General features: G+C 52.2%; 23 protein-coding genes. 7 read left to right on the top strand and 16 right to left on the bottom strand.

The window, feature by feature from the left end:
- Positions 1–42 precede the first annotated feature (42 nt).
- Together KQJ19_RS07865 and chbG are read left to right on the top strand one after the other, a co-directional pair.
- The gene (locus tag KQJ19_RS07865; protein WP_052137983.1) at positions 43–1,434 is read left to right on the top strand and encodes a 6-phospho-beta-glucosidase; all 1,392 of its coding nucleotides are present in this window, start codon (positions 43–45) and stop codon (positions 1,432–1,434) included.
- The gene (chbG, locus tag KQJ19_RS07860; protein ID WP_141874991.1) at positions 1,412–2,170 is read left to right on the top strand and encodes a chitin disaccharide deacetylase; all 759 of its coding nucleotides are present in this window, start codon (positions 1,412–1,414) and stop codon (positions 2,168–2,170) included. The genes KQJ19_RS07865 and chbG overlap by 23 nt, the downstream gene beginning before the upstream one ends.
- Positions 2,171–2,220: 50 nt before the next feature.
- On the opposite strand, the gene galM is transcribed toward chbG, so the two are convergent.
- The 6 genes from galM to modE all read right to left on the bottom strand — a co-directional run bounded on the left by galM (position 2,221) and on the right by modE (position 9,025).
- Entirely contained in the window at positions 2,221–3,261 is a 1,041-nt protein-coding gene (gene galM / locus KQJ19_RS07855) for a galactose-1-epimerase (RefSeq protein WP_019076309.1), read from the bottom strand.
- Positions 3,255–4,403 (bottom strand): galactokinase, encoded by a 1,149-nt coding sequence (gene galK, locus KQJ19_RS07850; protein WP_080859023.1) that lies wholly within the window; start codon positions 4,401–4,403, stop codon positions 3,255–3,257. The genes galM and galK overlap by 7 nt, the downstream gene beginning before the upstream one ends.
- Positions 4,404–4,406: 3 nt before the next feature.
- Entirely contained in the window at positions 4,407–5,453 is a 1,047-nt protein-coding gene (gene galT / locus KQJ19_RS07845; protein ID WP_016156021.1) for a galactose-1-phosphate uridylyltransferase, read from the bottom strand.
- Between the two features lie 9 nt (positions 5,454–5,462).
- A complete protein-coding gene (galE, locus tag KQJ19_RS07840; protein WP_016152323.1) occupies positions 5,463–6,479 on the bottom strand; it encodes a UDP-glucose 4-epimerase GalE in 1,017 nt (338 codons plus the stop codon).
- A 217-nt stretch (positions 6,480–6,696) separates the two neighbouring features.
- Entirely contained in the window at positions 6,697–8,169 is a 1,473-nt protein-coding gene (gene modF, locus KQJ19_RS07835) for a molybdate ABC transporter ATP-binding protein ModF (protein WP_216403522.1), read from the bottom strand.
- 67 nt (positions 8,170–8,236) lie between these two features.
- A complete protein-coding gene (gene modE, locus KQJ19_RS07830; RefSeq protein WP_016152325.1) occupies positions 8,237–9,025 on the bottom strand; it encodes a molybdenum-dependent transcriptional regulator in 789 nt (262 codons plus the stop codon).
- A gap of 130 nt (positions 9,026–9,155) precedes the next feature.
- Between modE and KQJ19_RS07825 the strand changes: the two genes are divergently transcribed.
- From KQJ19_RS07825 to modC, 4 genes are all read left to right on the top strand, one after another.
- A complete protein-coding gene (locus KQJ19_RS07825; protein WP_003023026.1) occupies positions 9,156–9,305 on the top strand; it encodes an AcrZ family multidrug efflux pump-associated protein in 150 nt (49 codons plus the stop codon).
- Positions 9,306–9,506: 201 nt separating this feature from the next.
- Positions 9,507–10,280, top strand: a complete 774-nt coding sequence (modA, locus tag KQJ19_RS07820) for a molybdate ABC transporter substrate-binding protein (RefSeq protein WP_016152326.1) — start codon at positions 9,507–9,509, stop codon at positions 10,278–10,280.
- Entirely contained in the window at positions 10,280–10,969 is a 690-nt protein-coding gene (modB, locus tag KQJ19_RS07815; protein WP_016152327.1) for a molybdate ABC transporter permease subunit, read from the top strand. The genes modA and modB overlap by 1 nt, the downstream gene beginning before the upstream one ends.
- A 2-nt stretch (positions 10,970–10,971) precedes the next feature.
- Positions 10,972–12,030 carry a molybdenum ABC transporter ATP-binding protein ModC gene (gene modC / locus KQJ19_RS07810; protein WP_016152328.1) on the top strand — a complete coding sequence of 353 codons (1,059 nt, stop codon included), beginning with the start codon at positions 10,972–10,974 and terminating at the stop codon, positions 12,028–12,030.
- Here the strand turns inward: modC and KQJ19_RS07805 are convergent, their stop codons facing one another.
- Positions 12,031–12,849 (bottom strand): pyridoxal phosphatase, encoded by an 819-nt coding sequence (locus KQJ19_RS07805; RefSeq protein WP_103766048.1) that lies wholly within the window; start codon positions 12,847–12,849, stop codon positions 12,031–12,033. It lies immediately after the preceding gene.
- A gap of 165 nt (positions 12,850–13,014) precedes the next feature.
- Here KQJ19_RS07805 and pgl point away from each other — a divergent pair, with 165 nt between their 5' ends.
- On the top strand, positions 13,015–14,010 hold the full coding sequence (gene pgl / locus KQJ19_RS07800; protein ID WP_016156024.1) for a 6-phosphogluconolactonase: 996 nt from the start codon (positions 13,015–13,017) through the stop codon (positions 14,008–14,010).
- Positions 14,011–14,125: 115 nt separating this feature from the next.
- Here pgl and KQJ19_RS07795 read toward each other — a convergent pair whose 3' ends face one another.
- From KQJ19_RS07795 to KQJ19_RS07755, 9 genes are all read right to left on the bottom strand, one after another.
- On the bottom strand, positions 14,126–15,493 hold the full coding sequence (locus KQJ19_RS07795; RefSeq protein WP_047497798.1) for a hypothetical protein: 1,368 nt from the start codon (positions 15,491–15,493) through the stop codon (positions 14,126–14,128).
- A gap of 14 nt (positions 15,494–15,507) precedes the next feature.
- Positions 15,508–16,284 carry a M23 family metallopeptidase gene (locus KQJ19_RS07790; protein WP_320337851.1) on the bottom strand — a complete coding sequence of 259 codons (777 nt, stop codon included), beginning with the start codon at positions 16,282–16,284 and terminating at the stop codon, positions 15,508–15,510.
- 12 nt (positions 16,285–16,296) lie between these two features.
- Complete coding sequence (locus tag KQJ19_RS07785; RefSeq protein WP_216403521.1) at positions 16,297–17,094, bottom strand: A24 family peptidase; 798 nt, start codon at positions 17,092–17,094, stop codon at positions 16,297–16,299.
- A 12-nt stretch (positions 17,095–17,106) separates the two neighbouring features.
- On the bottom strand, positions 17,107–18,144 hold the full coding sequence (locus KQJ19_RS07780; RefSeq protein ID WP_047497804.1) for a type II secretion system F family protein: 1,038 nt from the start codon (positions 18,142–18,144) through the stop codon (positions 17,107–17,109).
- The gene (locus KQJ19_RS07775; RefSeq protein ID WP_200079702.1) at positions 18,128–19,510 is read right to left on the bottom strand and encodes an ATPase, T2SS/T4P/T4SS family; all 1,383 of its coding nucleotides are present in this window, start codon (positions 19,508–19,510) and stop codon (positions 18,128–18,130) included. Before KQJ19_RS07775 ends, KQJ19_RS07780 begins: the two co-directional genes overlap by 17 nt.
- Positions 19,511–19,653: 143 nt before the next feature.
- Entirely contained in the window at positions 19,654–20,190 is a 537-nt protein-coding gene (locus tag KQJ19_RS07770; protein WP_103766051.1) for a hypothetical protein, read from the bottom strand.
- Complete coding sequence (locus KQJ19_RS07765; RefSeq protein ID WP_141874997.1) at positions 20,172–21,026, bottom strand: hypothetical protein; 855 nt, start codon at positions 21,024–21,026, stop codon at positions 20,172–20,174. Before KQJ19_RS07765 ends, KQJ19_RS07770 begins: the two co-directional genes overlap by 19 nt.
- Positions 21,027–21,030: 4 nt before the next feature.
- The gene (locus tag KQJ19_RS07760; protein ID WP_047497822.1) at positions 21,031–21,576 is read right to left on the bottom strand and encodes a hypothetical protein; all 546 of its coding nucleotides are present in this window, start codon (positions 21,574–21,576) and stop codon (positions 21,031–21,033) included.
- Positions 21,577–21,583: 7 nt separating this feature from the next.
- Positions 21,584–22,580, bottom strand: a 997-nt coding sequence (locus KQJ19_RS07755) for a type II and III secretion system protein (RefSeq protein WP_216403520.1), incomplete at its 5' end; no start/stop codon positions are given.

Genomic DNA, 22,580 nt, shown 5'->3' with positions numbered 1-22,580 from the left:
TAAATAACAACAGATTGCAGGAGACTGCTTTCAGGAGTCGAAATGAAAAAATTAAAAGTAGTCACCATTGGGGGAGGCAGTAGCTATACTCCGGAATTGCTCGATGGATTTATTAAGCGCTATCACGAGTTACCTGTCAGCGAGTTATGGCTAGTGGATGTTGAAGAAGGTCAAGCCAAACTCGATATCATTTTCGCGTTATGCCAGCGTATGGTGGCTAAGGCGGGCGTGCCGATGACCATCCATAAAAGTCTTAACCGGCAGGAAGCGTTACAAAATGCGGATTTTGTTACTACACAATTTCGAGTTGGGCAGCTAAAGGCACGTGAACAGGATGAGCGTATTCCGTTGTCACAGGGGTATCTGGGGCAAGAGACCAATGGTGCCGGTGGGCTATTCAAGGGGCTACGTACAATACCTGTTATTTTAGATATTGTGCAAGATGTACAGAATATTTGTCCTCAGGCCTGGATTATTAACTTTACCAACCCTGCAGGAATGGTAACAGAAGCTGTATATCGCTATACCGATTTTAAACGTTTTATTGGTGTCTGCAATGTCCCGATAGGAATGCGGATGTTGTTAGAAGATCTATTGGCGTTAACCAAACAAGATGACGTTTCTCTTGATCTGTTTGGGTTGAATCATTTGGTTTTCATTCGTGATGTTTGGGTAAATGGGCAATCACGTTTTGCTGAGGTAATGGAACGGGTTGCTTCGGGAACGATTGGCGGCAGTTCGGTCAAAAATATTTATAGTCTACCGTTTAGTGAAGGTTTGTTGCGTTCACTTAATTTACTACCGTGTTCATATCTTCTCTATTATTTCAAACATAAAGAGATGTTGGCGATAGAAATAGGTGAGTATTACAAAGGTAACGTTCGCGCACAGATAGTTCAGAAGTTGGAAAAACAGCTATTTGAAATCTATAAAAATCCTCAGTTGGATACTAAACCTGCGGAACTTGAAGCCCGTGGGGGAGCTTACTATTCAGATGCGGCTTGCGAAGTAATTAATGCTATTTATAACGATAAGCAAACTGAACATTATATTAATGTACCGCATCATGGACATATTGATAATATCCCAGCGGATTGGGCTGTAGAAATGACCTGTTTGCTGGGTAAGCATGGCGCTACACCGCACCCGCGTATTACGCATTTTGATGAGAAAGTACTGGGGTTGATCCACACCATAAAAGCGTTTGAAATCGCTGCTTCACATGCTTCCCTGAGCGGTCAGTTTAACGACATTTTGCTGGCGTTGAATCTCAATCCATTGGTGAATTCAGACCTGGGCGCTGAAGTTTTGGCGCGGGAAATGCTGCTGGCTAATCAACAGTATTTGCCCCAGTTTGCTGATGCTTTTCACTTATTCCTGCAACCAGACAATCAACCAAAGGACCAGCGACATGATGAAATTATTGATTGTTAATGCCGATGATTTTGGACTAAGCCCGGGGGTAAATTACGGCATTATTGAGGCACATCGCCATGGCTTAGTTACCTCAACGACAGCAATGATGAATGCCGGGGGTATCGAACATGCGGCGGAGATCAGCGCTGATTATCCCTTGCTAGGTGTTGGTTTACATTTTGTTCTCAGTTATGGCAGGCCACTGTCCGCGATGCCTTCCCTGGTGAGAGAAGGTCATTTAGGGAAATGGGTGTGGGAGGTAGCAAAACAGGGCTCACTGGCGGATGAGGATATTGTGGCTGAATTACACCAGCAGTTTGATCGCTTTGTCTCGCTTTTTGGGCGTCAGCCAACCCATATTGATAGCCATCATCATGTCCATTTTATTCCTCAGGTTTGGCAGCATGTGTCAGATTTTGCTCGTAAAAAAGGCGTACCAGTACGCCTCGACTGGCAGGCGATCCGGCAGCAAAATATCCCGGTACAAGGGGTACGCGGAGTTGAACGCTTTATCAATGATTTTTATGCTGAAAATGTCTCTGATCGCTTCGTTCTTGAAGCGCTAAGACGGGCAACACTGGGTGATGAACAATCTGTCGAGCTGATGTGTCATCCTGCTTTTATCGACAAAACAGGCATGGCCAGCAGTTATTGTTTTCCGCGACTGGATGAACTGGAGGTACTGACTTCGCCTGCACTGCAACGTGCAGTGGTGGAGTTGGGATTCCGGCTGGGAACCTATCGCGATCTGTGATGAATTACCCGGCGGTTTACATCGCCGGGCATTTTACATTGAGGACGACATCAGGCTGGAATAAACTGATATTCCGTCACGCTGGCATACTCTTCACCCGGACGCAGGAAGCAATCCGCCTGTGGCCACTCAGGGTGGTTCGGGCTGTCCGGCAGAAATTCACTTTCCAGCGCCAGGCCTTGCCAGTCTTCGTAGGCCTCTGGCCCGCGGGAAGGCGTACCACCGAGGAAGTTACCGGAGTAAAACTGCAATGCCGGGGCCGAGGTGTAGACCACCATCTGCAGTTTTTCATCCTGTGACCACAACTGAGCGACCGGCGTACGCGCGTTGCCCTGTGCCTGAAGCAGGAAGGCGTGATCGTAACCTTTCACCTTGCGCTGATCGTCATCGGCCAGAAATTCGCTACTGATGATTTTAGGGGTGCGGAAATCGAACGTGCTACCGGCGACGGATTTCAGTCCATCATGCGGGATACCCATTTCGTCAACCGGTAAGTACTCGTCCGCCAGAATTTGCAGCTTATGCTGACGCACATCCGTTTTATCGCCGTCGAGGTTAAAATAGACGTGATTCGTCAGATTCACCGGGCAGGGTTTATCGACCGTGGCACGATAAGTTATCGAAATACGATTATCATCCGTCAGGCGATACTGCGCGGTGGCGCAAAGATGGCCTGGGAAGCCCTGATCGCCATCGTCAGACGTTAAGGCGAACAGCACCTGACGGTCATTCTGATTGACTATCTGCCAGCGACGTTTGTCGAAACCGTCTGGTCCGCCGTGCAGTTGGTTATTGCCCTGACTTGGCAGTAATTCAACGGTTTCGCCAGCAAAGGTATAGCGGCTGTTGGCGATACGGTTCGCGTAGCGGCCAATCGAAGCCCCCAGAAATGCAGCCTGTTCCGGGTATTGTTCCGGACTGGCGCAGCCGAGTAATGCTTCGCGCACGCTACCATCGCTAAGCGGAATACGCGCAGAGAGCAGGGTCGCGCCCCAGTCCATGAGCGTGACTACCATCCCTGCGTCATTGCGCAGGGTGAGCAGGCGAAACGGTTGACCGTCCGGAGCCTGCACGGGGATTTCGTTTAACATTGTCCGGCTCCTTGTGAAGGTTTGCAGACGTAGAATGTTTCTTTAATACCGGTTTTTGCCTCGTACTGTGTGGCGACAGCCTGCTGTACGGCAGGAACCAAATCTTGCGGGATCAGCGCCACGATGCAGCCGCCGAAGCCGCCGCCGGTCATCCGCACACCGCCTTTATCACCGATGGTCGCTTTGACAATCTCTACCAGCGTATCAATTTGCGGCACCGTGATTTCAAAGTCATCGCGCATTGAGGCGTGAGATTCCGCCATCAGCTGGCCCATGCGCAGCAGGTCGCCTTTTTCCAGTGCCTGTGCGGCTTCAACGGTACGCGCATTTTCCGTGATGACGTGGCGCACGCGTTTGGCAACAATCGGATCCAGCTCGTGGGCGACAGCGTTAAACGCTTCGAGGCTGACATCACGCAGCGCTGGCTGCTGGAAGAAACGCGCGCCGGTTTCACACTGTTCGCGACGGGTGTTGTATTCGCTGCCGACCAGCGTGCGTTTAAAGTTGCTGTTGATGATCACCACCGCTACGCCCTCAGGCATAGAAACGGCTTTGGTGCCCAGCGTACGGCAGTCGATCAGCAGCGCATGATCTTTCTTGCCAAGTGCGGAGATCAGCTGATCCATGATGCCGCAGTTACAACCGACAAACTGGTTTTCAGCTTCCTGGCCATTCAGGGCAATCTGCGCGCCGTCGAGCGGCAGATGATAGAGCTGCTGGAATACCGTACCAACAGCGACTTCCAGTGAGGCAGAAGAGCTTAAGCCCGCACCCTGCGGGACGTTACCGCTGATCACCAGATCCGCGCCGCCAAAGGCGTTATTGCGCTTTTGCAGATGCTTTACCACGCCACGCACGTAGTTTGACCACTGCTGGCTGTCGTGGGCGATAATCGGCGCATCGAGAGAGAACTCATCAACCTGATTGTCGTAATCAGCGGCGATGACGCGTACTTTTCGATCGTCGCGTGCCGCGCAACTGATGACGGTTTGATAGTCGATGGCGCAGGGCAGAACGAAGCCGTCGTTATAATCGGTATGTTCGCCGATCAGGTTTACACGACCCGGTGCCTGAATAGTATGGGTGGCAGGGTAGCCAAACGTTTCTGTAAACAGAGATTGTGTTTTTTCTTTCAGACTCATTATTTACACTCCGGATTCGCGAAAATGGATGTCGCTGACCGCACGCAGTCGCTCAGCCGCTTGTTCTGCGGTCAGATCTCGCTGGGTTTCTGCCAGCATTTCATAACCGACCATAAATTTACGCACGGTCGCGGAACGCAGCAGCGGCGGGTAAAAGTGCGCGTGCAACTGCCAGTGTTCGTTTTCTTCACCGTTAAACGGCGCGCCGTGCCAGCCCATGGAGTAGGGGAATGAGCACTGGAACAGGTTGTCGTAACGACTGGTCAGTTTTTTCAACGCCAGCGCCAGGTCAGCACGCTGCTCGTTGGTCAAATCGGTAATACGCAGCACATGCGCTTTCGGCAGCAGCAGCGTTTCGAACGGCCACGCGGCCCAGTAAGGGACAACCGCCAGCCAGTGCTCAGTTTCAACGACCGTACGGCTGCCGTCTGCCAGTTCACGCTGGACGTAATCAACGAGCATCGGCGCGCCCTGTTCGGCGAAGTATGCTTTCTGTAGGCGATTTTCACGTTCAGCTTCGTTAGGCAAAAAGCTGTTGGCCCAAATTTGACCGTGCGGGTGCGGGTTCGAGCACCCCATCGCCGCGCCTTTATTCTCAAATACCTGCACCCAGGGATAGGTTTTCCCTAAGTCTTCGGTCTGCTCCTGCCACGTTTTTACGATTTCTGTCAGCGCAGGGACGCTGAGTTCTGGCAGCGTTTTGCTGTGATCGGGCGAGAAGCAAATTACGCGGCTGGTACCGCGCGCGCTCTGGCAACGCATCAACGGATCGTGACTGTCCGGCGCGTCCGGGGTATCGGACATCAGCGCCGCAAAATCATTGGTAAAAACATAGGTCCCGGTGTAATCCGGATTTACATCACCGGTAACGCGCGTATTGCCAGCACACAGGAAACAGTCCGGGTCATGTGCAGGCAGTACCTGCTTAGACGGGGTTTCCTGCGCCCCTTGCCACGGGCGTTTGGCGCGATGCGGTGATACGAGGATCCACTGCCCGGTAAGCGGGTTAAAACGGCGATGTGGATGATCGACAGGATTGAATTGCGTCATGATTGGTCCTTAATCCGAATATCCTTGCGGGTGGCGTGACTGCCAGTGCCAGGTGTCTTGTGCCATTTCATCCAGTGTGCGGGTCACGCGCCAGTTAAGCTCGCGATCGGCTTTGCTGGCATCTGCCCAGTAAGCTGGAAGATCGCCATCACGGCGCGGGGCGAAATGGTAATTAATGGGTTTACCGCAGGCTTTGCTGAAGGCGTTGACCACGTCCAGTACGCTGCTGCCGATGCCTGCTCCGAGGTTGTAAATATGCACACCCTGTTTGCCCGCCAGTTTTTCCATCGCGACGACGTGGCCGTCGGCGAGATCCATCACGTGGATGTAGTCGCGAACGCCGGTGCCATCTTCAGTTGGGTAGTCGTTGCCAAATATGGCAAGGGACTCGCGGCGGCCCACGGCAACTTGTGCGATGTAAGGCATCAGGTTGTTGGGAATACCTTGCGGATCTTCCCCCATATCGCCCGACGGATGAGCACCAACAGGGTTAAAGTAGCGCAGTAAGGCGATACTCCAGTCGGGGTGTGCTTTTTGCAGGTCGGTCAGGATTTGTTCTACCATCAGCTTGCTTTTGCCGTACGGACTTTGCGGCGTGCCGGTGGGGAAGCTTTCAACGTAAGGAATTTGCGGCTGATCGCCATAGACGGTTGCGGAGGAACTAAAAATGAAGTTTTTCACGTTGGCGGCGCGCATTGCATTCACCAGACGCAGGGTGCCATTGACGTTGTTGTCATAGTACTCCAACGGCTTGGCAACGGATTCTCCAACGGCTTTTAAACCCGCAAAATGAATGACCGTGTCAATGGCATGATCGTGCAGAATTTCGGTTATCAGCGCTTCGTTACGGATATCCCCTTCCACGAAGGTCGGCTGCTTGCCACCTAAACGCTCAATGACGGGCAAAACGCTGCGTTTGCTGTTGCAGAGATTGTCCAGGATCACCACCTCGTGACCGTTTTTCAACAACTGCACGCAAGTGTGGCTTCCAATGTAACCGCTACCACCTGTAACCAATACTCTCATAATTCGCTCCGTTAAGCCTATGGTATGCAATAACCATAGCATAACAAAGATGAGAAAAGTGTGACATGGAATAAATTAGTGGAATCGTTTACACTCCGTGGGTTTCACGCATTTGTAATGATTTTTCTATTTTAAATCATTATGTTGGGTTGTTATTTCGGCGTTTGTCTGAAAAAAAGCAGAAAAAAAGGGCGTGATAAACGCCCTGCAATGAAAACTAACGCAGAGATGTTAGTCGATAGGCGTAGATGTCGTTCTCGGGCACAAACTCCAGTCGATGGGTAATGCAGGCTGGGGCATCTTCGGCGTGGTGAGAGACGAACAGCAGTTGAGTTTCACCTTCACCGATTAGCACATCCACAAAACGGCGAATCAGTTGGCGATTGAGCGGATCTAACCCTTGCAAAGGCTCGTCAAGGATCAACAACGTCGGGTGTTTAACCAGCGCGCGAACAATCAGTGCCAGCCGCTGCTGTCCCCAGGAAAGACTATGAAATGGCGCATCCGCGGTACGTTTATCGAAGCCAAGGATATCCAGCCACTGTTGCACCAGCTTGTGCTGCCTGTCGGAAACGGCCTGATAGATGCCGATTGAATCAAAATAACCAGAGAGAATAACGTTGCGAACTGTGGTACTCACCCGATAATCCAGATGCAGACTGCTGCTGACGTAGCCGATGTGTTTTTTGATATCCCAGATAGTTTCACCGCTGCCACGGCGACGGCCAAACAGGGTCAGGTCGTTGCTGTAGCCCTGGGGGTGATCGCCGGTGATTAAACTGAGCAGAGTTGATTTTCCCGCTCCGTTGGGGCCGACGATTTGCCAGTGTTCCCCCGGATTTACCTGCCAGCTCAAATGGTGAAGGATAGGGCGATCGTTATACGAGACCGTGCCATCGTTAAGCACAATTCGCGGCTCATTATCTGACAACGTACGGCGCACCGAAGGCTCGTCCGGTTCAGGTAACTGAATTCCTTCCAGCCGCTCGCTATGGGCAAGCTGAGCGATTAATGCCTGTTGCAGAAGGTCGGTTTTTGCGCCGGTTTCTGTCAGTGTGCAATCGGCAAGTACGCCAGCAAACTGCACGAATTCGGGAATCTCATCAAAGCGGTTAAGTACCAGCACCAGCGTAAAGCCGGCCTGATGCAACTCCGCGAGCAGTTCTGCTAACTGACGGCGTGACGCCACGTCCAGCCCGTCAAAGGGCTCATCAAGGATCAGTAAATCCGGCGCGGACATTAACGCCTGACAGAGCAGGGTTTTGCGTGTTTCACCGGTGGAAAGGTATTTGAAACGCCTGTTGAGCAGGGAAGAAATGCTAAACTGCTGCGCCAACGCAGCGCAGCGGGCGGGATCTTTGACCTCATCCTGGATGATTTCGGCGGTGGTGCGCCCGGTGTCGTCTTCACCGGGACTAAGAAGATCGGTGTTGTTTCGCTGCCACTCGTCGCTGACTAGCTTTTGTAGCTGCTCAAAGGAGAGTCGGGTAATACGCGTGAACTGACAGTGGCGCTCGCCTTTCAGAAGCTGCAGCTCTCCCGCCAGTGCGCGGGCCAGCGCGGATTTCCCGCTCCCGTTAGCGCCAACAAACGCCCAGCTATCACCCGCGTTTAACGTCAACGCATTTAACTGGAGCGTTTTTGTGTCGCTAAGACGAAACGTGCCTTGCGAAATTTGCAACGATGACATTTTATATCCCATTATTTGCAGCGATTAATAACAGGGATACGTGTTCTTCAGGCTGATGTCAATCTACTCAGCACAGCGTGGCGATAATCACTCTGTCTGCATTAAACCAGGCGGTGACGTTAGCGCCTTCTTGCAGCGTTGCGGCGTCTTGGGCCGGAACGGTGGCGCACAGCGTCTGGCCGTCTGGCAACGTCATCAGCACTTCACACTGTTCCGCACCGCGTTCAATATGGCTAATCGTGCCTTGCAACTGGTTATCGGCGGCCTGAGCGATGGCGTCGTCCTGAGTGATTCCCACCCACGGCGCTTTCAGCAGAATCAGTACTTCTTTGCCTTCCTCAAGACCCAGACGCTCGCCGCTTTGCGCAGTGATCGCCACTTTCAGGCGCGTTTCGCCATCGGCCAGCAGGACGTCGACATGCTGCTGGACCTGATCGTGGTCGCGGGCGGTGATTGTGCCAAACCATTGGTTACGGGCGCTGGTTTGCAGTGAAAATCGAGAGATAGCCGCCAGCAGGCTATTGAGCGGTAGCGCATCGTCATCGCTCAAAACATCAAAGGCTTTTTGTTGGATCTGCGCCAGCAAATCATACAACTGGATTAAGCGTTGGCCGTAGCGCGTTAATACCGCGCCGCCGCCGCCTTTGCCGCCGGTGGCGCGCTCAACCAGCGTCTGCTCGCTGAGTTGGTTCATTTCGTTAATCGCATCCCAGGCGCTTTTGTAGCTAATACCTGCATCCTTCGCGCCCTGACTGATAGAGCCGGAAAGCGCAATATGCTTAAGCAGAGAAATGCGACGGGGATCGGCAAACAGTTTTTGCTGAAGTTTCAGCGTAAGAAGGATTTCGGCCTGCATCACAAGCTCCTGGCAAAAGAGGGTATTGTGACGGAAAACCGTGCCTGAGCAAAGTCGACCGCACAAAAGGGGAGTGCTTTTCTGCGTTATGTGGTTAGAATACAGCTAAGGACTACATCTGGAGTTGACCATGTTAGAGTTATTGAAAAGTCTGGTATTCGCCGTAATCATGGTACCTGTGGTAATGGCCATCATTCTGGGTCTGATTTACGGACTGGGTGAAGTGTTCAACATTTTCTCCGGTATCGGTCAAAAAGACCAGTCCAGACAGAATCATTGATTCCCCAAACGCCCGCTCAGTCGGGCGTTTATATTTTTTACGCCTTCCAACCCGTTTTCTCTGTCTACCGTTTCTCAAGATCCTGCTTTCCCTGCCGATATTTTCTTCGTGTAACCTCAAATTGGTATCAATAACCACTGGGAAAATCCTGGTTTACTCGTTATATTTGCGACTACATAACGAAACGCAAGGGAGTTACAGATGGCACGTACATGGTTACGCTTGTTTGCCGGGGCAACACTTTCTCTTACTGTTGCCGGGCATGCGCTGGCGGATGAAGGAAAAATTACTGTTTTCGCAGCGGCTTCACTGACTAACGCGATGCAGGATATTGCGACGCAATACAAAAAAGAGAAGAACGTTGATGTTGTCTCCTCTTTTGCGTCTTCTTCCACGCTGGCGCGCCAGATTGAAGCAGGCGCTCCGGCCGATCTGTTTATCTCTGCCGATCAGAAATGGATGGATTACGCAGTAGACAAAAAGTCGATTGATACCGCCACGCGTGAAACGCTGTTGGGTAACAGCCTGGTGGTTGTCGCACCGAAAGACAGTGCGCAGAAAGACTTCACCATCGACAGCAAAACCAACTGGACCCGTTTGTTAAATGGTGGGCGTCTGGCCGTTGGCGATCCGGAACATGTTCCGGCGGGCATTTATGCTAAAGAAGCGCTGCAAAAATTGGGGGCATGGGATACCCTGGCCCCGAAACTGGCACCTGCCGAAGATGTGCGCGGTGCGCTGGCGCTGGTAGAGCGTAACGAAGCGCCGCTGGGGATCGTCTATGGTTCCGATGCTGTCGCCAGTAAGGGCGTAAAAGTTGTTGCGACTTTCCCGGAAGATTCACACAAAAAAGTGGAATACCCTATCGCAATTGTTGATGGGCACAAAAACGCAACGGTCAGCGCGTTCTATGATTACCTGAAAGGACCGCAGGCTGCTGAAATCTTTAAACGTTATGGATTTACGACCAAGTAATGATACTGACCGATCCTGAATGGCAGGCCGTTATACTGAGCCTGAAAGTTTCTTCCCTGGCTGTGTTGTTTAGTCTGCCGTTTGGGATCTTCTTTGCCTGGCTGCTTGTGCGATGCAAGTTCCCGGGCAAAGCGCTGCTCGACAGCGTTCTGCATTTGCCGCTGGTACTGCCGCCGGTCGTGGTGGGCTATCTGCTGTTGGTCGCCATGGGACGCCGCGGATTCATTGGCGAATGGCTGTATGACTGGTTTGGCATTACCTTTGCCTTTAGCTGGCGCGGTGCGGTACTGGCTGCGGCGGTGATGTCTTTCCCGCTTATGGTACGGGCTATTCGTCTGGCGCTGGAAGGTGTCGATGTCAAGCTGGAGCAGGCGGCCCGCACGCTGGGCGCTGGACGCTGGCGCGTATTTGTGACGATTACTTTACCGCTGATGCTGCCCGGCATTATTGTCGGTACGGTGCTGGCGTTCGCGCGTTCCCTCGGGGAATTTGGCGCAACGATTACCTTTGTCTCCAACATTCCTGGCGAAACCCGCACTATCCCATCGGCGATGTATACCCTGATCCAGACCCCCGGCGGCGAAAGCGCGGCGGCAAGGTTATGTATCATTTCTATTGTGTTAGCGCTGATTTCACTGCTGATTTCTGAATGGCTGGCGCGTATTAGCCGTGAACGGACGGGGCGGTAATCATGCTGGAACTTAATTTCTCCCAGACGCTGGGGACGCATTGCCTGACGCTTAACGAAACGCTGCCAGCCAGTGGGATCACCGCTATTTTTGGCGTTTCCGGCGCGGGTAAAACCTCGCTGATTAACGCCATTAGCGGCCTGACGCAGCCGCAGTCCGGGCGCATCGTGCTTAACGGACGGGTTTTGAACGACGTCGAGAACGGTATCTGTTTAACGCCCGAAAAACGCCGGGTGGGCTATGTTTTCCAGGATGCGCGCCTGTTTCCGCATTATAAAGTGCGCGGCAACCTGCGTTACGGTATGGCGAAAAGTATGGCCGGACAGTTTGATAAGCTGGTGGCCCTGTTGGGCATTGAATCGCTGCTTGACCGTCTGCCTGGCGGTCTTTCTGGCGGTGAAAAACAGCGCGTAGCCATCGGTCGGGCGCTGCTTACCGCGCCGGAACTGTTGTTGCTTGATGAGCCGTTAGCCTCACTGGATATCCCGCGTAAGCGCGAACTGTTGCCTTACCTGCAACGCCTGGCGCGTGAAATTAATATTCCGATGCTGTACGTCAGCCACTCGCTCGATGAAATCTTGCACCTGGCAGACAAAGTGATGGTGCTGGAAAACGGGCAGGTCAAAGCGTTCGGTTCGCTGGAAGATGTCTGGGGCAGCAGCGTGATGCACCCGTGGCTACCAAAGGAACAGCAAAGCAGCATTCTGAAAGTCAGCGTGCTGGAACATCATCCACATTACGCAATGACTGCACTGGCGCTTGGCGATCAGCATCTATGGGTCAATAAGCTGGATCAACCGCTGCAAACTGCGCTGCGTATTCGTATTCAGGCATCTGATGTTTCGCTGGTGCTTCAACCGCCGCAGCAGACCAGTATTCGTAACGTGCTGCGGGCGAAAGTCGCGCAGTGCTATGACGATAATGGTCAGGTGGAGGTTCAGCTTGAAGTGGGCGGTAAAACGCTGTGGGCGAGGATCAGCCCGTGGGCCAGGGATGAACTGGGTATCAAACCTGGCCTGTGGCTGTACGCGCAAATTAAGAGCGTATCGATTACCGCGTGATTACAGCAGGTGGGAGTAGATAAATTTCGCGATGCTGTCGGCGGTGTTGTCACCAATTACGATGTTGGCGCGGGCTTTGACCGCGTCGTCCGCATTACCCATCGCCACGCCGGTACCTGCGGCTTCCAGCATGCTGATATCGTTAAAGTTGTCACCAAAGGCAATGACGTTTTCCATTGACCCGCCCTGTGCTTCAATCCACTGGGTAAGGCGTCGCCCTTTGCTGTTGCCTTTACGGGCAATGTCGACCTGATCGTGCCAGGACCATTCACACTCCAGCCCCAACTGCTGTTCAACATGTTTACCAAACTGCTGCAGTTTCGGAATATCTTCGTCGGTGAGGGCAAATTTCCAGACGGCGTTAACGTCATGTGCGGCCTGCGCCAGCGAAGGCACCTGGGTGAAGGTCGGGCGCTGTTCCGGCGGCAGGGTTTGCGCCCAGTTAGCGGTACGCACCACATGCCCGGTTGGGCGCTCATACAGCATGGCCTCATCCACATACATCAGCCCGTGGATCTGATGTTCATCCAGCATTTCGATCAGCTGTAATGCCTGGTTTACCGGAAGGGGATCGGATTCCAGTACCGTTTTTGCCTGATAATCATACAAGTAGGTGCCGTTGCAGCAAATTGCAGGTGTATCCAGCGCCAGTGCCTGATAAAAAGGATGAATAGCAACGTGATGGCGACCTGTGACAATGATAAGTTGGTATCCTGCTTCTCTGGCGCGCGCGAGCGCTTCAAGAGAGGATGGCAGCAAGGTTTTTTTCGGGGTCAACAGGGTACCGTCTAAATCCAGGGCAATCACGCGTGCGGTCATAGTTATTTCCAGATTAAGGTTGAGAATTTTGTCTGCTGGAATGGTACACCGAGACGGGAGCAGGACAAAATTCTGCGCCTTAATTAAGCATTCACCGTTAAAAGCGTCTACCTTAGGCGTGTGTCAGGCAATTGCAGCCACCTGCCAAAAAGCAAAGGAGTATTCATGAAGCAAACCGTTTATACCGCCAGCCCTGAAAGTCAGCAAATCCACGTCTGGAGCCTGAATCATGATGGTTCTTTGACGCTGACGCAGGTGGTTGATGTGCCGGGTCAGGTACAGCCGATGGTCGTCAGCCCGGATAAGCGCTACCTCTATGTTGGCGTGCGCCCGGAGTTTCGCGTGTTGGCTTACCGCATTGCGCCTGATGACGGTGCGCTGACCTTCGCGGCGGAGTCTGCGCTGCCGGGTAGCCCGACGCATATTTCTACCGATCATCAGGGACGTTTCGTGTTTGTCGGCTCTTATAACGCCGGGAGCGTGAGCGTCACGCGTCTGGAAGATGGCCTGCCGGTGGAACAGGTTGACGTGGTTGAAGGTCTGGACGGCTGCCACTCGGCCAACATCTCACCGGATAACCGTATCCTGTGGGTTCCGGCGTTGAAACAGGATCGTATCTGTCTGTTTGAGGTAAGCGATGATGGACATCTGGTGGCGCAGGAACCGGCAGAAGTGACCACCGTTGAAGGTGCTGGCCCGCGTCATATGACGTTCCATCCGAATAAGCAATTTGCCTACTGTGTGAATGAGCTGAACAGCTCCGTTGACGTCTGGGCGCTGAAAGATCCGTACGGCAAGATTGAGTGTGTGCAGACGCTGGATATGATGCCTGCTGATTTCACTGATACCCGTTGGGCAGCGGATATTCACATTACACCGGATGGTCGTCATCTGTACGCCTGTGACCGTACCGCCAGCCTGATTACGATCTTTAGCGTGTCTGAAGATGGCAGCGTGCTGACCAAAGAGGGTTTCCAGCCTACTGAAGTTCAGCCGCGCGGTTTTAATATCGATCACAGCGGTAAATACCTGATTGCGGCCGGGCAAAAATCGCACCATATCGCGGTGTATGAGATTGCTGGCGAGCAGGGGCTGCTGGCAGAGAAGGGGCGTTATGCGGTAGGGCAGGGCCCGATGTGGGTCGTGGTGAACGCGTACTAACGCCACCAGTCAGAGCAGGAAAAGCCTGTTCAAAGATAAAAAGCGAGGTTCACATCCGTGTGAACCTCGCGGGGAAAAATTTAATTCATACGGCGCAGACGCCGCCGGTCAGCAATTAATAGCGCATCTTGTAGGCACAATTAGCCTTAAGGTATTCCTCTTCTGTTGCCCCATTAAGTTCTGCCCCGTCAGGGACTACTTCAGGGCCTTCTGAACATTTCCAGTCATATTTGCGAAGACTAACCCCGACTCCGCCCCTACCCGAACCCGTGTAATTATCCCTTGCCATGGGGGGGTCACCATGTATCTCCATATGGGCGACAGATTTAATGTCCACCTCCAGATAGTCAATATTTCTGAAATCCAAAATGCGACCGTATCCGTCGCTGTCGTTACGTTCCGGTTCATTCAAGTGGAGGTTGGATGCCTCTGGATTCATGTTTCTGTAAGAGGTAAAACCTTTCTGATAAAACGATTTCAGAATGGGGGGCGGATTCGAGTTATCCGAGTCATGCGTTGAGATAAATTCCATCTCATAGTTTTCTGGACTCACGCTGGTATATTTCATCGCTATAATGGGGAAAGTATACTGAGCACCTGGATTACCCTGTCTAGCTTCAAACCCCATTACCTCAATAATCATATACTCCAGATTATTACTGGGGATATAGATATAGCCGCTGGGTTTACCTCCCGCAGTACCGGGGCGTTGATAACCACCACAGTATAAGGAACCCGCATCTCCGCAGAGTTCTGGATCTTGCGTATTGAACATAGCAGAAAGCTGGACATCATTATCAGGCTCAGTCGTGCGAACAAACTGACCATTAGAATCGAACACGATGTCTGCTTTGTTTTCTATGTTATTTCCGCAATCTTTAAATCCCCAATAAAACCCCCGAAAAAATCGCGTTCTCCTGCTATAATCAGTACGATATAGCGCTGGGTCGTAGCAATGAAAGTCATCGTTCTGTGAGGGGGAACCAAACCAATCGTTTCCATTAGTCGCACCGGTGTCAGAATAAACCCAGACTAACCCTTCCAGATGTTCCGATGATCCTAGTTGATACAGTTTTTTATCATGGGCTGCGCTCTCATCAGGATCGCCTTCAGCATTAGCCAAAGTAACGCTACAGGGCGCACCGGACGAAAATGGACAATTTGGCAGATTTGGTCCAATAAAAGAAAATCGCGGACGCCCCCGCTCCTGATCGACGCCCTTGGTTTTCCAGTAAACATTCACGCCTGTGGTCTGATAGCGTCCAGGCGATGGCATACCCAGACTGTTAAAATCACTCGAAACCTTAACGAGAAAATAATGTGATCCCGGCAGTTTCAGCGGTGGCTGCGGAGGCAGAAAGCCAAAATGCCCTTTGCTGTTCTCTGGCTCCTGAGTGTCGTCACTTGCCAACACACCAGGGTTAAAAAGCAGCGCTGCCGCCAGCAACCCCGCCGATAAAGCGATCCTTTTCTTTTTTTCCATTGTGTAGCTCCTTGTTATACAGCGGAAATAATCTGATATTTACCACTGCGCAACAGCACGACCTGATAGTTGCCAAACACCATACTACCTGGTGCCACGGTGCGCGTTTTGTTGTTAAACCGGATGGTAATCCGGGTTCCGCCCGGTCCCTGAGAAACCAGCACCACCCTAGGCTGAGCGTCGGATTTTTCTTCCGTGGACGCCCGCCCGGTGCGCGCCAGCAGCGGGGTGTTGTTCAGCAAGGGCTGTGGGTCGAGCGCCACGCCCCGCCAGGCTATTTCCAGATGCAGGTGCGGACCTGTGCTAAAACCGCTGCTGCCGGATGCGGCGATCTCTTCGCCCGCCGTCAGCTTTTCGCCCTTACGCACCCGCGCAGAGGCGAGATGAAAATAGCGGCTCAGCCAGCCGTCTGCATGACGGAGAGTGATAAAGTATCCGGTGCCGCGACCGTAGCCGCTCTCCACCACTTCGCCGTCGGCAATTGCATGCACGCTGCTGCCGAATGGCACAGGAATATCCATCCCTTTATGCTGCATCATGCGCCCCAGCACAGGGTGCAGGCGTTGTCCAAATCCTGAGCTGATCTGGCGCTTCGCCACGGGCCAGATAAAGCGTACCGGCGCGTTATCATCAACCACCGCCGCAGCGCTGGACGATATCTGCAGGTTCTCTTCTGACCACACTTGCGCCACCTGTAATGACGGAACGAAAGCCTGCTGCCAGGCCTGCTCGCAGCTGGTCGTCGCCAGCGGCGCTATTGTTAGCCATACGCTCCATATCAGACACGACACGATCGACCCCCGTCAGAGCAGCAGTAAAAACGCGACCAGCGCGATAGCCGGACCGAACGGAATATAAAAGCGATGTTTGTCATCCTCTTGCGTATAAAAGAACCGCACGCAGACGTAAAACAGCAGCCCGGCCAGCGCCGAAAAGCAGAGTAATTCCGGCAGGCGCTGCCAGCCAAGCCATGCCCCGCAGGCGGCGTAGAGCTTGACGTCGCCGTAGCCCAGACCGTCGCGTTTGCACAACGTCTCCCACAGCTTCATCACGCCCCACAGCAGCAGCCAGGCGGCGGCGACGCCGTAAACTGCGTCCTTCACCCGCACCATGGAGTAGCCCGATGCGGCAAGCAGCAGCCCGCCCCAGAGCAAGGTGAAGACCAGCGCGTCCGGCAGAATCAGATGTTTAAAATCGATAACCGCCGCGCTGTAGAGCACCATAAACAACAGCGCATATGCCAGCGCGAGCTGAGGTGACCATTGCGGCAGGTAAAACCAGGCCAGCGCCCCCCATACCAACCCCATCGCCAGTTCAGAAATCGGATAAATAACCGGGATCGCAATGCCGCACTGGCGGCATTTGCCCTTCAGTAACAGCCAACTGAGAACCGGAATATTATCCCAGGGCTTAATATCCGATTTACAGGCAGGGCAGTGCGACGGCGGCCACCACAAATTAACCGCCGCCCCTTCTGAATCATCCTCATCTATTACGCCAAGCATCAGCGGCAGACGATAAATAATCACGTTGGCTAAGCTGCCAAACAGCAATCCAAGTGGGATAAAAATAGCCACCATCCATGGCATTAATAGATCCATGATTTAATTTTCCTAAAAAGAACCGCTGGCGCCCATCGCCGCCAGCTTGTCGCTGAGCGAAAACAACGCGGCAAAAACCCATATTACGCAACCGCCTAATATCAGCGTGGAGAGCGCTTTTAATAACCCGGAAAGTTTAGTGATATATTCCCGAATGTGTTCACGTGATTTATTCGATACCGCCAGCAGCACCTCATTAAACGAAGGTAGCGCGGCGTAAAGACTGATATTGAGCAGCGTTTCCGTGTTCAGTAAACCCGAGTTGAGCGCCTCCCCATAGCTGACGCCCGCCGCCATTTTCTTCTGCATCCCGGCCAGGTGCCAGCGCAGCCAGCGGCTGGAGTTCAGGTTAATAATGCTGAGTGCATCATTGAGCGGAATGCCGTTTTTTAACATCAGCGCCAGGTTGTTGAGAAAAATAGAGGCAGTCAACTGCTTATACGTTGAGAACGGCATAATCCGGTCAAGAAACTGATTACGAATATTCCCGGTCATTTTGCCCATTGCTATTTTGATCACGGTAACCAGCGCAATAAAACCAACGAGGATATATATCCACAGCCCTTTACACAGCGCCATCCCAAAAATATAGAGCGCGCTGGTGACGCCAGGCCATTTTTCAACCGGTACAACACTTTCAAAAGCCGGGAACACCTTATAGGCATAACCCGCAATCACCACCAGCGACAGGACCAGCATAATGAGCGGGAAGGTGATGGCACCGACGATTTTCTTGCGCAGCTCGTCGTTATAATTAATCACGTTTACCAGGGTGATAAAGCCGTCGGCCAGGCTGCCGCTGCGCTCCGCCGCGTTAATCACGCTCAGTTCAGATTCAGGGACCAGCCCCTCGAAAACCATCGCAATGGAGGTGGTTTTCGCCATTTTCGCAGTTAGCTCTTCCAGACGTTTAGCAAATCCTTTGCCGAGCAGTTTTTCCCCTTCCGCGCGTAATTTTTGCAACGCGTCATATAGCGGAAGTTCAGCGTTAATCATGTCTGCGCAAAACTGATAAAGATAAATACGCTGTTTCTTACCGAATTTTTTCAACTATTACCTCCAGCTCTTCCTGAACGACTTGCCCAAATTCCATTTGAAACCAGGTCGCGCACACGCGTCCCTGAAGTACCGCCGCCATCGTTTTTTCTTTAATTTCGAATCCTTCGCTCAGGCCGGTCTGTTTTAATCGCTTCGCGCGCCAGACGGTATAAACTTTAAGCCACTTCTGTTCAGCAATGGCCTCCAGCTCGTCATACACTGGCAGCAAATACTCCATCACCAACTGGCGTCCGCCAATACCGGTGTGTTTGCAGGCCGGACAGCCTTCAGCGTTTTTTTCATAAAGCTGGAACTCGCGTCCCTTAATGGCGGTGGTCTGTAACGACGTTTTACACTGCGGGCACAGTACCGGTATTAGCTTCTGGCACTGTAAGCCCGCAATAAAGCCCGGCGTTGAAAGCTTATCGCTGGTAATACCGAGCGCGGATAAGCGTTGCAATAACGAAACGATGTTGCCTGCGTGCACGGTGGTAAAGCAGTAGTGACCACTTTCCACCGCCCCGGCCAGCGCGTTAGAAGAGATATTGTCGCGAATTTCCCCCACCATCAGTACGTCCGGGTCGCGACGCAGCGAGGATTTGATCGCCGAATGGAATCCTCCTGACTCGCCGCTTAATACCGAACTTTGCGTCGCGCCATAGATCTGATATTCGACCGGATCTTCTACGGTCAGAAAACAGCCGCGATTGTCGTAGCGGTTGATCTGCATCCACTCCATCAGATTTTTCAGGGTGGTGGATTTTCCCGAACCGGTTGTTCCGGCAATAATATATGCGCCGTAGGGGTTACTCAGGATCTTTTTGAGGTCGCTAATTTCCTCATCGGAAACGCCAAGCTTATCCAGGCTCGCGACGCTGGCTCTGTCCAGACCCGATGGAATAATACGCAATACCGCGTGATAGCAATCGCTGGTCTCGCCAAATATCGGATAGTGCGCATAGCGGAAGCGGTAGCTTTTCCCCGCCAGCGAATAGAGGATATTGGCGTTTTGCGCAATATTGCGGTTCCAGGTGGTGTCGCGGGTGCTTGCCTCAACGTTGTAGAGCACGAACACCAGCTCATCGCAGCGTGACGCCTTCATCTGTATAAACGGACAAAGCACGCCGTTAATGCGCAGCTCAATATTCGCCACCATATCATTACGGGTGATATGCAGGTCGCTGGCCTTTAACCCCACGGCCTTTTTCAGCATCTCTTCCAGCGCAAGCTGTGTGTTACTGCTTTCCTGCTCAAGCAGCTTACTTCCCGCCGACAGCAGTTGTTCAACGATCAGGTAATAATTTTTCTCAGTAACCTGCGCTATTCCCTTAACCTGAATATTATGGGAAACCTGCAGGCGGTGGCACACCGCCTGCATTGGTGCCAGATTATCAATCAAAGGCGTGGATACCAGTAACCAGGCTTCATCCGCATGCTCAGCAACCAGAATATCGCCGTCATACTCCTGGAATTGCCACTCCTGAGAATGAATGTTCTCCTCGTTAAACTGGATATAATCGATCACTTACCCACAACCTCGACCGTCACGTCATTTGCCTTGTTATGACGCGCAATATAGTCATAACCGCCGTAGCTAAAACGCTGATTCAGCGGCACCATCTTCACGCCGCCGTCGGCGCCGGCAATCGCCACGCGTTTTTGGCCCGCGATTTCGGAAATCAGCAGCGGCCGCAGCCCTGGCGCAGATTCTGACGTTGCTCCTGGGGAAGCGCTAATATCATCCATTGTGCTGGCGGTGCTCATCGGCATAACCGCTGCGCTATCCGCCTTTTTCTCACCGCGCAGCTTACGCAGCTCGCTGCGGACTTTTTCCAGCGCAAGCTGATTCGCCAGCTCGCGGTACTGGCTCTCGAAGTTGAAATCTTTTTCTATCATCTCAACAACGTGATCCTGCATCGGCGATACGTCGCTTAACGGCGGCGTGCCTTCCGCTTGCACAACCTGCTGCGCGGGGATGATTTCTGCCGTATCTGCGGCGTAAAGAGCAGGTGAAAGCGTCAACACTATTCCCGCAATGATTAATTTCCCTTTTTGCATGCCAGTCCTCCGGTAACGAGCGTTGAGTTTTCATTGAATACGATTGATTTGATAATAAACGCGTCGGCAAAGGGTTGTTTATTCAACACCAACGACACGCCTGAGAAATCCATTTTGGTCGGTGAGGTGATCGTCCAACCGGCGAACAGCATGCCGAATGACGTTACCGCACTTTTCAGCGCGCTTTCATTTTGCCCGACGGCAGAGGAGGGCATCCCCGTTAATACCAGTTCGGTATTTCGTCCGCCTAATGAGTTCCAGGTGCTGATATAACTTAATACATCGGTACAGACCGGCAGATTGACCGTGTTTTTACTCTGCCACGCGATGAGCCATGGGTGTTTATTCATCCCGGACTCAATGCCCGTATAGTCCAGCGTGTTTTTTGAAAAACTGGGCGACCAGGTTTTGCCCCAGAGATTAATATCGGCCACGCTAAATATCCGTCCTGGATTTAGCGCATAGCTGAGTGAACAGCCCGTACTGGTACATTCAATACTTTTTGGCGCAAAGCCCACCTGCGACAGTTTTTTATTCGCCAGCAAGAGCTGCTCCAGCAGCAGGCTGGCATCAGAAATGCTGCCGCCCGTGAGCGAGTTGCGATAAAAATCTTCGATAGCTTTGATTTTTTGCTGGCGGGCAGCCTGTTCAGCCTGGACTCTGGCCAATCGTTCCTGCTCCGGTTTCCAGATAAAATAGTAATAGCCCGATCCGCCGCCGCCAGCTAATAAAATCAGTAGCGTAACAACCCAGACGATAATATTACCTCCTCGCCCGGTAGAACCGCCCCCTATATTACGACGCTTCCAGAAATAGAGATTTTCAGAGACCGCCACGTTCTCATCCTTTTATAAATAATTTCAGTAGTGTCATAAACACCAGTAAAAATACGATGCCGCCTGCTATCAGAGCGCCGATCATCATCTGTCGCCGCTTTTTCTGCCGCCGCTGATGTTCAGTACAGCCTTCAATCACCGCCTCAATGTGCTGTTCCGTTAACTGAATTAACGGTAGATCCGCATACTGTGGCGATTCTTTCAGTTGCTCTTTCAGCTTCATCCAGAAGCGTCTGGAGACCAGACGGTCGCTGCCCGAAACGGGAACACCGTGCGAGATAATCAGGAAATAGTAGCTTTCCGCCTGCTCATAGTAATAAATACCGTTACCGTACAGGGCTTTCATCCACAGAGCGAAAGGCTCATATAAGGTGGAGTGTTTAGTACAGAAACCCGTAACCATTTCCCCTTCATCCGACAAGATCGTTAACTGGCGATGGGTTCGCCGTATATGTGCCAGCCAGTCAAGATAATAAGGTTCGTGAGAGGTGGGCTCGTAGCTCCAGACCAGATCAATTAATACCCGATTTTCTGATAAGTGCTTAAGCATGATGCCCTCATCGGGTCTGCGTTGGGGCACGGTAATTATCAATACCGACTACCATCACCACGGTTTCGACATGTTCGTTGTTGGTAACTGAGCCTGCCAGCACCGACCATCCCTGACCGTCAGAATCCTCTTTCGCTTCGTATTTGCTGACCAGCAGCAGGCTACCCGGCGTAATTGTGGAAATGTTAAACATTTCCGTCGTGCTTACCGACGGCAACTGAACTTCATCAAAGGTATCGATTGAGTTGAGGTAGCGCTTGGTAAAGCCGCTGGCCACTTCAATTCGCCCGTCGGTTAAGATACGCGGGGTAAGAATAAAGCTGGTGCCGGTGACCAGTTCCGTGGTTTCCACCTCCGTACTGACGTCTCCTGTATTGGAATCTTGTTCCCTGGTACGGCTGGAGACATAATATTGCGACGTGGTCATGTTGAGCGGAATAGGGATGTTATTACGGGTAATAAACGAACCGCTCTGGATCACCTTACTGCCGGTGAGTTCGTACAGGGCATCCAACTGAGAGCTGATATTCATATGCTGATTGGTCCAGCCTGCGGTTAAGCCGCCGGAGAGCTTCATCAGCATTTCTGAGCTGTCGATACCAAAAGAGGAGGTTCCGTCGTTGAAGGTCATATTGACCCCACCGCCCAGCTCTTTCGTTTTGCGCTTATCAAGGGTGAATATTTTGTAAGTCACGACAAACTGACGGGTGTTATCCGCCTGAAATTTTTTCAGTGACTCATTCAGCGCGTGATATTCCGAAGGACGCGCGGTGATCGTCAGAATCGAGGCGTCTTTGAAAATACTGTAAACGCCGCTGGAGACGAATTTATCCGCCATATCCTCAACGTCGTCCCAGAAGCTGGATTCAAACTTGGTTTCGGCTTTGCCTTTCAGACCGCCGCCGGAAGTGGCTTCATTACCGGACAGATCGAGACTGGTCTCAAACTTGTTGTCTTCGCCGTAAAAATCGAGCTTTAGCACATAGTTCTGGAAATAAGAGACG

The sequence above is a fragment of the Citrobacter sp. S46_ASV_140 genome (genome assembly GCF_018919545.1).
GTDB lineage: Bacteria > Pseudomonadota > Gammaproteobacteria > Enterobacterales > Enterobacteriaceae > Citrobacter > Citrobacter braakii.
This window is presented reverse-complemented; position numbering and strand designations above follow the sequence as displayed.